Genomic DNA, 13,659 nt, shown 5'->3' with positions numbered 1-13,659 from the left:
AAATTACTAACTTTAAAAGAAACCTAATAAAAGGAGTTATGGGAAAAGGAGATAAAAAATCGAAAAAAGGAAAAATATCTAATAATTCTTACGGCGCAAGACGACCACGTAAAATTAAAAAGAGACCTACTATTGAAGAAAAAATAAAGATTAATAAAAAGAAATAAGCTTAATCATCTATTCTAAAGGTCAACCCAACTTGGTTTTCTTCATCTAAAGTAATCTCATAGGTATAAAAGCCTAGTGGTAGTGAGTCTGAAGATACTTCTGTAGGAGTGTAATTTAAACTTGTGGAATCTGTAAGAATTGATATTGTGGTATTGGCATAGCCAGTTTCAAATTCCATATATTCAGAAAATTTACCAGCTTCTATATTTTCATAAACAGTATCTTTCTGCGCTACTCGAACTTCTGTAAACAAAAGTTCTGTACTATTTAGAATACGGATATTAACCATGTTAAACTCGTCATCTCTATCTGTACAAGAGAACAATACAACAACACAAATTACAGAAAGCAATAGAACCCTTTTCATAGACGTATTTTATATAGCTAAGAACGAAAAAGAGTAGATTATATTTTATCTAATAAAGACTGGTTGATTTTCTTTTAAGGTATGCTCTTGACTAAATTCATAATCATCTAGATTAAATCCTTTTATATCGGTAAGTGTTTTGGCTTCTGAGTCTAAAATATACCTCACCATAGCACCTCTTGCTTTCTTTGCAAAAAAGCTAATAATCTTCAATTTATCATTTTTCCAATCTTTAAAAATAGGAGTGATAATTTCTGCTTTAATATGCTTTGGTTGTAATGCACTATAATATTCGTTACTTGCCAAATTAACAAGCAACTCACCTTCGGTAATTTCATCATTTAAATGATCGGTAAGCCTAGTGCCCCAATATTCATATAAGTTCTTCTTTCTACCAATTTTTAACGAAGTACCCATTTCTAAACGGTAAGGCTGCATTAAATCTAAAGGTTTTAGCATTCCGTATTGCCCAGATAATATTCTTAGCGTTTGTTGCAACTTATCCATTTTCTCCTCAGATAAGGTATAAGCATCTAAGCCTGTATACACATCACCACTAAAGGCATAAATTGCAGGTCTAGAATTCTCTGGTGTAAACGGTGTCGTAAAATCTTGATTACGCTGCCAGTTCAACTGTGCTAAATTATCTGAAATAGACATCAGTTCTGAAAGTGCTGCAGGCTTCTTTTTCTTCAGAATTTTATTAAGCTTTTCAGCATCTTCTATAAATTCTGGAGAAGTAAATTTTGCCATCGGTAGCTCACTCTCGTAATTCAATGACTTAGCCGGAGAAATAACAATTTTCATAGTGCAATTTTAGATGCCCAAAAATAAACAGGATAAATAGGAAGACCTACAAAAGATAAAAAAGAGTTTAAATAGCGGTATCGAAGAAACTTATTCTGTGCTGTTTTTAGTGTAACCACGCCATTTCTCAATAGCACTGGTCATATCTTCTGGCACTTCTGAATCGAAACTCATATGCTCACCGGTTACTGGGTGTACAAAACCTAATGTCTTTGCATGTAATGCTTGCCTAGGTAATAATTTAAAAGTGTTCTCTACAAATTGTTTGTATTTTGTAAAGGTTGTTCCTTTTAAAATTTTCTCGCCACCATAACGTTCATCATTAAATAACGTATGGCCTATGTACTTCATATGCACACGAATTTGGTGTGTTCTACCGGTCTCTAATTTACATGACACAAGTGTAACATAGCCTAATCTTTCTAATACCTTAAAGTGGGTAACGGCTGCTTTACCTTCTTCCCCTTCAGGAAATACATGCATCTGTAGACGGTTTTTAGGGTTTCTACCTACATGACCAACTACAGTACCTTCATCTTCTTCTATATTACCCCAAACTAAAGCTACATACTCTCGTTCAGAAGTTTTATCAAAAAATTGTTTTGCCAAATGCGTCATCGCAGCTTCGGTCTTTGCTACAACTAACAAACCAGAGGTATCTTTATCTATACGATGCACCAAACCTGGTCTCTCGTTACTATTTGCCGGTAAATTATCGGCATGAAAAATTAAGGCATTTATTAATGTACCCGAATAATTACCGTGCCCTGGGTGAACCACCATACCTGCTGGTTTATTCACCACCATTAGAACATCATCTTCATAGACAATATCTAACGGAATATCTTCTGGCACCAAAAGAAACTCATGTGGCGGATGTTCAAATAACACCTTTACCTCATCACCTGCCTTGACCTTATAATTCGATTTTACAATCTCATCATTGACCCAAACATGACCGCCTTTTGCCGATTGTTGAATTTTATTTCTTGTAGCATTTTCAATGAAATTCATTAAAAATTTATCTACACGTAATGGCTCTTGCCCTTTTGACGCTACTACCCTATGGTGCTCAAAAAGCTCTCCATCTTCATTCTCTGGCTGCTCAATATTCTCCTGCATCTAATCTTCAGATTCCGATTTAATTACCGCTCTTTCTGTAATACTACCATTACCACAAATCAACTCTATTTTAGAAGTTTTAGGCAGCTTATCGCCAGGCTTAATATACTTGCCTTTAAATTTTATTTGGTATACCATATCCTTACCCAATTCATCTACATAGGTTACCCTTTGTACATCTAAGCCAACGGCCTTCAACATAGAAGATGCGTTACGCTTGGTTACTTGAATAATTTTAGGAACGGTTACTTTTTTATATCCTGACGGATTAACGGTAAAATATATTTTTCTATTCTCCTTTACTTTTGAACCTGCTGTAGGGTTTTGCTCAATGATCGAAAACCTAGGGTAATCTGGATTGTAATTTGCCGAATCAAGCACTTCATATCTCAACCCAGCTTCTTCTATAGATTTTCTCATATCCATAACAGATTTTTTTGAAAAGTCTGGTACTTCTACAAACTCACCATGGTTGGTAGTACTATTCAGGTATCTTAATGTGAAAAAAATCACAATAATCAATACCAATACAGCAAGACCAAGCTGAATTAAAAATGTCTTACTTTTTAAAAAATTGAAAAAATTCTTCATACATATTATTTGACCCGACAAATATAGTAAATGCCCACATACCTTTTAGCTGCTTCGGTTTATACTTACATCTTACCTTAAAAATTAATTCAATTTGCATGAATGCTGTTCGTTTTCTTTTTTATTTTATTTCAATACTTCATCTTTGCTTTCACATTCTTAATAGACCATACAAATGAAAAAAAATATAGCAATTATAATGGGCGGGTATTCTAGTGAATATAAAATATCGCTTAAAAGTGGTAATGTGGTCTATGATTACCTGAACAAAGAAAAATTTAATCTTTACAGAATACATATTTTTAAGAATAAATGGGTCTATGTAGATGATGCTGGTAACGAAACCCCTATTGACAGAAATGATTTCTCTATCCCTCTAAACAACAACTCTATAACATTTGATTGTGTTTTTAATGCCATACATGGTTCGCCTGGTGAAGACGGCCTTATGCAGGCATATTTTGAATTATTAGGGATAAAACACACTTCTTGCGATTTTTATCAAGCAGCGCTAACATTCAACAAAAGAGATTTACTAAGTGTATTAAAACCTTACGGAATTAAAGCTGCACCTTCTTATTACCTAAACTTAGGTGATGAAATAAATGAAACAGAAATCATAGATAAGGTAAAGCTGCCTTGTTTTGTAAAGGCTAATAAGTCTGGTAGTAGTTTCGGTATCACTAAAGTTTATAAAGCTGAAGAATTAAAAGGTGCTATAGAAACTGCCTATAAAGAAGATGACGAAATTATTATTGAAGGTTTTCTTGATGGTACCGAAGTATCTGTCGGTGTTCTAAAACTAAATGGAAAAACCACAGTTTTCCCTATTACAGAAATTGTTTCTGAAAATGACTTCTTTGACTACCAAGCTAAATATGAGGGTAAATCGCAAGAGATTACTCCCGCAAGAATAAACGCTGAACAATTAGAAAAAGCAACTATCGCTGCTAAAAGAATATATGATGTGCTAAAAATGACGGGCTTTTCTAGAAGTGAATTTATATTTATCGGTAACGAACCTTTCTTATTAGAGATGAACACTACACCCGGTTTAACCACAGAAAGTATTTTACCACAGCAAGCTAAAGAAGCTGGTATTGAGCTAGGTATGTTATTTGAGTATGCAATTACCGAGGCATTAGCTTAATTTAACTATATTTAAAACGTAAAACCCACCTATGAGACGTGCAATTTTTCCTGGTTCTTTTGATCCTTTAACATTAGGGCATCATGATATTATTATGCGTGGCATCACCTTGTTCGACGAAATAATAATTGCAATTGGTAAAAATGCTGACAAAAAATATATGTTCAGTCTTGAGCAACGTATATCATTTATAGAAGAAGCTTTTAAAGATGTGCCTTCTATATCTGTAAAATCATATGTAGGACTAACAGTTGACTTTTGTAAGAAAGAAGACGCTAATTTTATTTTAAGGGGATTGCGTAATCCTGGAGATTTTGAATTTGAAAAAGCAATTGCCCACACAAATCGTAAGTTATCTGAAATAGAAACCGTGTTTTTATTGACCTCATCGGGCAAATCATACATAAGCTCATCTATTGTAAGAGACGTAATACGCAATGGTGGTGATTATACAGGGTTAGTACCCGATTCTGTAAGAAAATAGATGTAGTTCATCGGCCACACAACAACAATCAGCCTTTCAACAACAACTTTTTACAAAAACACAACAATTAAGCTTACGTAGTTGGAATATTCCTATAAATTAGTAGGAAAATTCAACACACCTATGTTTAAATCACAAAATAATTCATCTTTTTCTTTAGATTGGATAAATCAGATTCCGTCATCTATAGTCATCATTGATACAGATTTTAAACTGATCAATGCTTCACCTAGATGGCAAGCAAATTTTGAATTGGATTTGAATGATATTGAAGGAAAGTTCTTTCTTGATCTTTTTCCTGAATTATCTCAAGATTTAAAATCTAGACTTAAATATAGCTTAGAGGGATTAAGAGATATTAAGTTTAAATATAATGCTAAAGACTGTCAGTATTCTTCTAAAGATTCTATTTGGCATCTAAACCCTTGGAAAGATGGTTATGGCAACATTATAGGTGTTATTATCAAGGTAGAACCAATTTCAAAAACTCAAGAGATTGAAATTGAACTTAATAAGACCAAACGTATTCTAAATCAAAAAATTTCTGTTGCCAAAATTGGTAGTTGGGAATTCGATGTAGAGAAAGAAGAACTACATTGGACTCCCGTTGTGAATAAAATTTATGGTCTACCTACAAAATACAAACCCAATTTAGAAGACGCAATAAGTTATTATACTGAAGAATCTAGAGAAGTTATCACAAAGGTTGTTTACGAAGCTATAAACTCAGGCATACCCTGGAATGAAAAAGCGCAACTTAAAAGAAAAGATGGCACCATAATCAGTGTCAATACCATCGGTAGACCAAAATTTAAAAATGGTAAGTGCACAAGAATAATTGGTACAATTCAGCATATACAAAATGAAACCAAACCAAAAACTGAGGTTAATGACAATATATTAATTGAATATCCTTTATTTGAAAAAGTACCTTTTGGACTTGCAATTATAGATTTTACAAATGGCAACTTGTTAGATGTGAATGAACAATTCGCAAAACTTACCTCTTTTAACAAAGAACATTTTATAGGTCATAATTTTAAAAACTTTATTAAGGACAATATCGTAAGTAAAAGTGCTGAACTTAAAACTCAATTAGAAGAACATGGCTCTTTTAAACCAGTTAAGTTCACCTATACTAATCAAAAGAAACATAACATCAATATAAAGATGACCGGTACTTTAGTCGAAGGTACTTCTGGAATAAAAAGTATATTATGCACCTTTGAAAATATAACCTCACAAACAAAATTAGAGAAGAACCTAAAAAATACTATTGCATCGGCAAGAGAGAAAAATGAGCAATTATTAAATTTTGCTCACATGGTATCTCATAACCTGAAAACGCATGCAACTAACTTTTCTCTTTTACTTAATTTTTTAAATGATGAGACTGGTAAAAATCAGCGTAACAAATACATGAACATGTTGTTCAGCGCTTCAGATAACCTATCTGAAACCATAAAAGGACTTCGAGAGATTGTAGCTGTAAAGTCTAGCATTAATGAAGAGAAAAAATTACTTTCTTTAAATGAAAGCCTATTTGTAGTTGAGCAGAATGTTGCTGGCTTGTTAAAAGAAACAAATGGTAAAATTATTAATGAAATACCAGAGACAAGTCAAGTAAAGGCGTTACCAGCCTATTTAAATAGTATTTTAACCAATTGTATTACGAACTCTATTAAATACAGGTGCGATGATAAAAAACCTATCATCATATTAAGTATCGAAGAAAATAAAAACTACACTATTTTAAGTGTTGAAGATAACGGGCTGGGTATCGATTTAGACAAATATGGTGATCAGTTATTTGGACTTTATAAAACCTTTCATAGAAATAAAGATTCTAGAGGTATTGGTCTATACATTACTAAAAACCAAATGGAAGCTATGAACGGATTTATAACTGTAGATAGTAAGCCTAACGAAGGAACTACTTTTAAGTTTCATTTCAACAAAAAGTAAAAATTAATTGAATTAATAGTTTATTGATTGTTTTACAACGTAAATGATAACATTCACAACAATTATAAACTGAATCAAAGCAATCCCACTACATTCGTAAGAAATTACATCGGTATGATAAAAGTTCCCCAGGTATCTAATACCTCGTACCTAATTAGACAATTGCCAACACCAACGGCTTTCGTAGACACTAATTATAACATTGTTCAGACATCTGACAAGTGGACGAGTATTTTTAATGAAAATGATGAGTGTAGTAACTCTAGAAGCTTATTTGCGGTTTTTCCGAATTTAAGTGAAAAATGGAAAATGGTACTAGAAAATTGTTTTAAAGGCGATCCTCAGCCTATGGGTATTCATAAAACCATAGATACCAATAATAATGAACTTTGGTTCGAATGGATAAATGCACCTTGGTATGACACTAATGAGAATATTGTAGGGGCTATTATTCAATTAAATAATATTACCGATGCAGTTAACAATGAATTAGAGCTCAATAAGAAAGATTTACTATTACAGCAACAAGCAGAAATTACCAAAATTGGTAGATGGGAATATAATATGGAAGACAACCAGCTATTCTGGTGTTCTACCACAAAAGCTATTCACGAGGTATCACCAGATTTTAATCCCAATATTGAAACTGCACTTTATTATTATAAAGAAGGTCATAGTAGAAATGCAATATCTATGGCACTCTTTGAAGCACAAGAAAGAGGTAAATCTTGGAGTAATTTAAAACTTCAGATTATAACCGCAACTGGTAAAGAAAAGTGGGTTATGGCCGGAGGAAAACCTATATATAATAAAGGTAAAGTAGTAGGTTTAATTGGTACTTTTCAAGACATACATGAACAAGTAGAAGCTGATATTAAAACTATTGACAACGAAAAATTATTAAGAACATTAATCGACAATTTACCTGTAAATGTCTATATCAAAGATACCGAGTCTAGAAAAATTTTAATCAATAAAGCAGAATGTGAATACTTAGGGGTTAACGATCCAAAACAAATTATAGGAAAGAGCGATTTTGAACTCTACCCGTATGACGCTGCAGAAAAGTCTAGAGAAGAAGATTTAAAAGTAATGAATACTCTTAAACCTGTAATTGGAAAAGAGACAGTTAAAACCACGATAGATGGCAAACAAACTTCTTTTTTAAGTTCTAAAATACCCTTGTTAAATAATAAGGGCATAGCTTATGGACTTGTGGGTATTAGCCTAGATATTTCTAAATTAAAAGAAAAAGAAAAAGAGCTTAGAAATATTATAAATATTGCATCGGTACAAAACAAAAAGCTTTTAAACTTTGCACATATTGTGTCGCATAATTTACGTTCTCACTCTGCAAATTTTTCAATGCTTTTAAACTTTTTAGAAACCGAAAAAGATGAGGAAGAAAAGAAAAGTATCGTTACTATGCTTACCACAGCTTCGAACAATTTGTTAGACACCTTAGATAATTTAAATGAAGTAGTTTCAATAAACACCAATACAAATATTGAAATCAAAGAAATAAATCTAAATAATAAAGTACTTGACGCATGTAACAATCTATCTGCTTTTATTTCAAGTAACAGTGGTAAAATTGAAAACAATATTCCGGCTAATTTCAACATAAAATCGGTGCCAGCATATTTAGATAGCATATTAACGAACTTTATCACAAACGCCATAAAATACAAGCATCCAGATAGAGAAGCTCTCGTAACTTTAAGCGCAGAGAAAAAAGGAGGTTATGCTATTTTAACCATTGCAGATAATGGCCTAGGGATAGATATGAAGAAATATGGCGAAAAACTTTTTGGTATGTATAAAACCTTTCACGACCATAAAGATGCTCGAGGTATCGGTCTATACCTTACTAAAAATCAAATAGATGCCATGAACGGTAAGATAGAAGTAACGAGCAAAGTTGGAAAAGGAACAGAATTTAAAATTTTCTTTAATGAAAAAAATTAGTGATATCACTATTATTGACGATGACACTATAACAGTCTTCGGTTTACGTAAATTAATAGCTTCAAGTGTTGAATGTAATACAATTGAATCATACGCCAATGGTAAAATTGCATTAGACGCAATGACAGCTTTTTTTAATAATAACCAGCAAATACCACAAATTATCTTTTTAGACATTAATATGCCTATTATGGATGGATGGGAATTTCTAAAAGCCTTTCTCGAGCTACCAATTACCGAAAAAATTAGAATTAACATTGTAACATCATCAATCGACCCACGCGATTATAAACAATGGGAGTTTTTTAAAAATAAAAGCCACCATTTAATTACTTTCAATCAAAAACCAATCAACAGAAATAAAATAACAGAAATTACTCAACTGGCTTAAGCAACAAAGTAATTGCTATTTTTACAATCAATTATTGGCACTAATCACCTCTTTAATTGTTTGTACATGAAAAATTTATCACTCATCTTGTTGGCTCTTCTATTTTTCTCATGCGAAAGTAAAGTTGAAGATACCAAAACCGATTTCCCCACTCCTTTCGAAACTTCGAACAAGACTGAAACTGCGACTTATGACCAGGTCATAGATTTTTATCTAAAATTATCTCAAGAATTCTCTACAATAAACATACAGACCATTGGCACAACTGATAGCGGTAAACCATTACATGTGGTTACCTATAGTTCAAAAGGTGATTTTGATTTTAAAAAATTAGGCGAGAACAATACCATGATGTTAATTAACAACGGTATTCACCCAGGTGAAAGTGACGGTATTGATGCTACTATGTTACTTTTTCGCGATTTGGCAAGCAATGAAATCGAAACACCTAAAGAGACGATTATAGCCACCATACCTGTTTACAACGTTGGTGGTGCATTAAACAGAAATAGTACTTCTAGAGCTAACCAAAACGGACCCTTGGAATACGGATTTAGAGGTAATGCCAAAAATTATGATCTCAATAGAGATTTTATTAAAACCGATACCAAAAACGCTGCTACTTTTGCCGAAATATTTCATCTCATCAATCCTGATGTATTTATAGACAACCATGTTAGCAATGGTGCCGATTACCAATATACTCTGACACACCTATTTACCCAACATAATAAATTAGGCGGAAAATTAGGTGAATACATTCATGATTCATTGATGCCTCAATTACAAGATTCTTTAGCGAAATCGAATTGGGATATTACTCCGTATGTCAATGTATTTAATACTCCTCCAGAAAAGGGATTTCAACAATTTATAGACCACCCAAGATATTCTACCGGGTATACTACACTGTTCAATACTGTAGGTATGATGGTCGAGACACATATGTTAAAACCATACGACAAGCGTGTAGCAGGTACTTATGAATTGATGCGAAAAATGATTTCCATAACTGAAAAAGATGGCGGTAAGATCAGAAATATACGCGATGCCGCTTTAGCCTCTTATGACAAAAAGGAATATTACCCCACAGCTTGGACAATCGATACCACCAAAGTTTCTAATTATATTTTTAAAGGCTTTAAGGCAGATACTATAATCAGTGCCGTTACCGGTTTAAAAAGACTAAAGTACAACCGAGATATGCCGATCGAAACCGAAGTCGCTTATCAAGATTATTATACCCCATCAGATTCCGTTAAAATACCTGATGCATATATTTTAGGTAGACAATGGCAAAATGTGATTGAAAAATTAGATTTAAATAAGATTACATACTCCACGCTTCAAAAAGATTCTACAATTGCCGTAGAGTCTTATAAAATAAATGAATACAATACTTATACATCGCCCTATGAGGGTCACTACCCGCATTACAGCACTACCGTAAACACAACATATAGCAGTATAACGTTTCATGCAGGAGACATAATAATTCCGACTAATCAACCAGGTTTCAGATATCTATTAGAAACATTAGAACCCGCTGCAGTTGACTCCTTTTTTAACTGGAATTTCTTTGACACGATTCTACAGCAAAAAGAAGGATTCTCACCTTATGTGTTTGAAGATACTGCATTAAAAATGTTAGAAAATGATTCCTTTTTAAAAGCCAAGTTTGAGGATAAAAAAATGCTTGATTCAGATTTCAATGAAAACTGGTACAAGCAATTAAACTGGCTCTTTAAACAAAGTGATCTTTATGAAAAGGCACATTTACAATATCCGGTGTATAGAATAAAGAAGTAAAACCTAATCTTCACCAAACAAAATTTTAATATTTACGTAAGAATTCTCAAGAGCCTTTTGAATTTTATCAGGTCCTTTCCACTTCACTTTAAATATTCCTTCCTTTTTTTCAGGTTTTAATTTACCTTCAAAATCGGTGCTCATAGCATACCAATATACCTGCTTCAGTTTATTGACTCCGTTACGTTTAAATATGTGATATGTAGTTCTTATATAATTATCAATAACAAGATTCCTTACGCCAGTTTCTTCTTCAACCTCACGAATGGCACATTCTTCTATTGATTCACCTTTATCTAACTTTCCTTTTGGTAAATCCCATTTATCGTTTCTATAAATAAAAAGTACTTTTCCTTTCTTATTTTTAACCACGCCACCGCCAGCAATGACCAAAGGAATTTCTTTAGTAAACTTCTTTAAAATTTCATCGTGGTTAGGGTGATAAATGAACGCTTCTTTCAACTTCCCCTTCCTCAATGAACTTATTGCCTCTTCTATAGATTCATGATTTAACGAAAAATACTCCCCATTTCTAGTTTCTGAGAGTTTATTTGTCAAAATCAAAGGCAATTCATTAACAAAAACTTTATACATTTGCGTCATGGTTTTAGACAAAAACACTGCAAAAAAAACAGCAGAGCTTCTCTTGCAAATTAATGCAATAAAATTGAAACCCGAAAATCCTTTTACATGGGCTTCGGGTTGGAAATCTCCAATATATTGCGACAATAGAATTCTACTCTCTTATCCTATCATCAGAAACTACATTCGCGATGAAATGGCAAAGCAAGTAGAACAACTTTATGGCAAGCCAGATTGCATCGTTGGGGTTGCTACCGGCGCAATAGGAATAGGAGCTTTAGTAGCCGATAAACTTAATTTACCTTTCGTATATGTAAGGCCTGAGCCTAAATCTCATGGGCGTCAAAATCAGATAGAAGGTCATTTAGAAGCACACCAAACAGTTGTTGTCATAGAAGATTTGATTAGTACTGGCAAAAGCAGTTTAAACGCGGTAGATGCTTTAAGAGCGGTAGATGCGAAAGTAAAAGGTATGTTAGCCGTTTTCACTTACGGTTTTGAAACTGCCGCAAACAACTTTAAAGAAAAAAATACCGAGCTGCATACTTTAAGTAGCTACGAATATCTTATTGAACAAGCATCTGATACCGGTTACGTAAAAGAAGAGCAGTTAATTACATTAATGGAATGGAGGAAAGATCCTTCAAAATGGACAAATAAATAGTTATGTTAATAGAAACACCAAAGACACAAGTATCTAAAAGTACAGAAGATACTTTCAACTTTTTGAATGACCTGCCTAATTTTAGACAGTTAATGCCAGAGAATATTGACAAATTTGAAGTTTTGAACGAGAATAGATTTCTTTTTGCTTTAAAAGGAATGCCAGAAATTGTTTTAGAGAAAAAAGAACAGACACCTTTCAGTCAAATTATTTTAGGTGCTGCCAGTGAAAAACTACCTTTTACCTTAACTGCAGATATTATTGAAATAGAAAGCGGTAAAAGTGAGGTCGTTTTAAGTTTTAAAGGTGAATTCAATGCTATGATGGCGATGATGATAAAAAAACCTATCACGAATTTCATAAATACATTATCTACAAACTTGGGTGCAGTTTAATACAACAGTTGTATTTCTTTTAACCCGTACTCTTGATAATCACCATTTTCATGTTTCACTATAAGCTTACCGCTACTAGAGACTTTCGCTATTGTTCCTGTAAATAGTGTATCATGTTGGTTCTTAAAAGTACTCTTCTCTCCTATTTTAAATAATTGAGAATGATATTGAGCGTACAATTCATTCTCTAGAGATTGTATTGGCTTATTTAAATAGCTATGCAATTGTTCTATTAAAGAATAGAATACCGAATCAAGATCAAAATCGGTACCCATAATATTTTTTAAAGAAGACGCATTTGGAGCTTTTTCGAACACTTCTTGATTCACATTCAAGCCAAAACCAACTATACTTCGTTTTATTTTAGAACCTGATAAAATATTTTCGATAAGAATACCCCCTATTTTATTAGTACCTGACAGAATGTCGTTAGGCCATTTTATACTCAAATTAGGTATTCCTAAAGGTTTTAAACCATCTATAATCGCAAGAGACACACAAACACTTACCAAAAAAACATCATTAATAGATACATCTATATTATTCTTCAATATACTGAATGCTAGGTTTTTACCTGGCTCAGACTCCCATTTTGCATTCATTTGACCTCTACCAGAGGTTTGATCTCTAGTAGTAATTACAGTAAAATCTTCCAATTCTTTTTCAAATGACAACTCCTTTAAATAGGTGTTTGTAGATTGCGTGGCATCAAGTTTGATTATTTGCATTTACTGTTCTTATTGTGATTCTATAATCTATTGTTAAAAACTAGTCATAAAAGAACAAAAAAATAATAACTTTGTAAAAACTAAAATTTTTGAATGCAGGAAAGTAAAACTAGCCAAGATGAGTTAATTGCATTAATAATTCAGGGAATTGACGAAGTAAAAGGTCATAACATTAACCTACTAGATTTAAGAGAAATTGAGAATACCGTTTGTGATTACTTCATCGTTTGTAACGGTACTTCAAATACGCATGTAAATGCAATTGTAGGTTCAATCCAAAAAACAGTAAGTAAAGCGATTCAAGATAAACCTTGGCACGTAGAAGGCGAAGACAATGCCGAATGGGTATTAATGGACTACGTTAATGTAGTTGTTCATGTATTCCAAAAGCAAGTACGAGATTTTTATGACATAGAAGGTTTATGGGGAGATGCAAAATTCACAACCATAGAAAGTAGCGTAAACTAA

The 13,659-nt window shown here is 32.8% G+C and carries 16 protein-coding genes; 10 read left to right on the top strand and 6 right to left on the bottom strand.

Annotation, left to right across the window (positions count from 1 at the left end; all coding sequences use genetic code 11):
• Positions 1-38: 38 nt before the first annotated feature.
• Positions 39-167 carry a 30S ribosomal protein THX gene (locus ACJJVT_RS01310; RefSeq protein WP_081819477.1) on the top strand — a complete coding sequence of 43 codons (129 nt, stop codon included), beginning with the start codon at positions 39-41 and terminating at the stop codon, positions 165-167.
• A gap of 2 nt (positions 168-169) precedes the next feature.
• Here ACJJVT_RS01310 and ACJJVT_RS01305 read toward each other — a convergent pair whose 3' ends face one another.
• The 4 genes from ACJJVT_RS01305 to ACJJVT_RS01290 form a co-directional block, all read right to left on the bottom strand.
• Positions 170-535 carry a hypothetical protein gene (locus ACJJVT_RS01305; RefSeq protein WP_405395805.1) on the bottom strand — a complete coding sequence of 122 codons (366 nt, stop codon included), beginning with the start codon at positions 533-535 and terminating at the stop codon, positions 170-172.
• Between the two features lie 45 nt (positions 536-580).
• On the bottom strand, positions 581-1,342 hold the full coding sequence (yaaA, locus tag ACJJVT_RS01300) for a peroxide stress protein YaaA (RefSeq protein WP_405395803.1): 762 nt from the start codon (positions 1,340-1,342) through the stop codon (positions 581-583).
• Positions 1,343-1,432: 90 nt separating this feature from the next.
• Positions 1,433-2,464, bottom strand: a complete 1,032-nt coding sequence (locus tag ACJJVT_RS01295) for an RluA family pseudouridine synthase (protein WP_405395801.1) — start codon at positions 2,462-2,464, stop codon at positions 1,433-1,435.
• Entirely contained in the window at positions 2,465-3,055 is a 591-nt protein-coding gene (locus tag ACJJVT_RS01290) for a PASTA domain-containing protein (RefSeq protein ID WP_405395799.1), read from the bottom strand.
• A gap of 175 nt (positions 3,056-3,230) precedes the next feature.
• Here ACJJVT_RS01290 and ACJJVT_RS01285 point away from each other — a divergent pair, with 175 nt between their 5' ends.
• The 6 genes from ACJJVT_RS01285 (at position 3,231) to ACJJVT_RS01260 (ending at position 10,822) form a co-directional block, all read left to right on the top strand.
• Positions 3,231-4,205: a D-alanine--D-alanine ligase gene (locus ACJJVT_RS01285; protein WP_405395797.1), complete on the top strand. Its 975-nt coding sequence runs from the start codon at positions 3,231-3,233 to the stop codon at positions 4,203-4,205.
• 31 nt (positions 4,206-4,236) lie between these two features.
• Positions 4,237-4,689: a pantetheine-phosphate adenylyltransferase gene (gene coaD, locus ACJJVT_RS01280; RefSeq protein WP_324025698.1), complete on the top strand. Its 453-nt coding sequence runs from the start codon at positions 4,237-4,239 to the stop codon at positions 4,687-4,689.
• Between the two features lie 123 nt (positions 4,690-4,812).
• Entirely contained in the window at positions 4,813-6,654 is a 1,842-nt protein-coding gene (locus ACJJVT_RS01275; RefSeq protein ID WP_405395795.1) for a PAS domain S-box protein, read from the top strand.
• 114 nt (positions 6,655-6,768) lie between these two features.
• On the top strand, positions 6,769-8,622 hold the full coding sequence (locus ACJJVT_RS01270; protein WP_405395794.1) for a PAS domain S-box protein: 1,854 nt from the start codon (positions 6,769-6,771) through the stop codon (positions 8,620-8,622).
• A complete protein-coding gene (locus tag ACJJVT_RS01265) occupies positions 8,609-9,013 on the top strand; it encodes a two-component system response regulator (RefSeq protein WP_405395792.1) in 405 nt (134 codons plus the stop codon). Before ACJJVT_RS01270 ends, ACJJVT_RS01265 begins: the two co-directional genes overlap by 14 nt.
• A 66-nt stretch (positions 9,014-9,079) precedes the next feature.
• Entirely contained in the window at positions 9,080-10,822 is a 1,743-nt protein-coding gene (locus ACJJVT_RS01260; protein ID WP_405395790.1) for a M14 family metallopeptidase, read from the top strand.
• A 3-nt stretch (positions 10,823-10,825) separates the two neighbouring features.
• Here the strand turns inward: ACJJVT_RS01260 and ACJJVT_RS01255 are convergent, their stop codons facing one another.
• Entirely contained in the window at positions 10,826-11,416 is a 591-nt protein-coding gene (locus ACJJVT_RS01255) for an NUDIX hydrolase (protein ID WP_405395788.1), read from the bottom strand.
• Positions 11,417-11,423: 7 nt separating this feature from the next.
• On the opposite strand from ACJJVT_RS01255, the gene pyrE reads away from it, so the two are divergent.
• Positions 11,424-12,068 (top strand): orotate phosphoribosyltransferase, encoded by a 645-nt coding sequence (pyrE, locus tag ACJJVT_RS01250; RefSeq protein ID WP_405395787.1) that lies wholly within the window; start codon positions 11,424-11,426, stop codon positions 12,066-12,068.
• Positions 12,069-12,070: 2 nt separating this feature from the next.
• Complete coding sequence (locus ACJJVT_RS01245) at positions 12,071-12,463, top strand: SRPBCC family protein (RefSeq protein WP_405395786.1); 393 nt, start codon at positions 12,071-12,073, stop codon at positions 12,461-12,463.
• Here ACJJVT_RS01245 and ACJJVT_RS01240 read toward each other — a convergent pair.
• Entirely contained in the window at positions 12,460-13,191 is a 732-nt protein-coding gene (locus ACJJVT_RS01240; RefSeq protein ID WP_405395785.1) for a biotin--[acetyl-CoA-carboxylase] ligase, read from the bottom strand. The genes ACJJVT_RS01245 and ACJJVT_RS01240 overlap by 4 nt on opposite strands.
• 93 nt (positions 13,192-13,284) lie before the next feature.
• Between ACJJVT_RS01240 and rsfS the strand changes: the two genes are divergently transcribed.
• Positions 13,285-13,659 (top strand): ribosome silencing factor, encoded by a 375-nt coding sequence (rsfS, locus tag ACJJVT_RS01235; protein ID WP_405395784.1) that lies wholly within the window; start codon positions 13,285-13,287, stop codon positions 13,657-13,659.

The sequence above is a fragment of the Maribacter sp. Asnod2-G09 genome (genome assembly GCF_045063795.1).
Classification (GTDB): Bacteria; Bacteroidota; Bacteroidia; order Flavobacteriales; family Flavobacteriaceae; genus Maribacter.
This window is presented reverse-complemented; position numbering and strand designations above follow the sequence as displayed.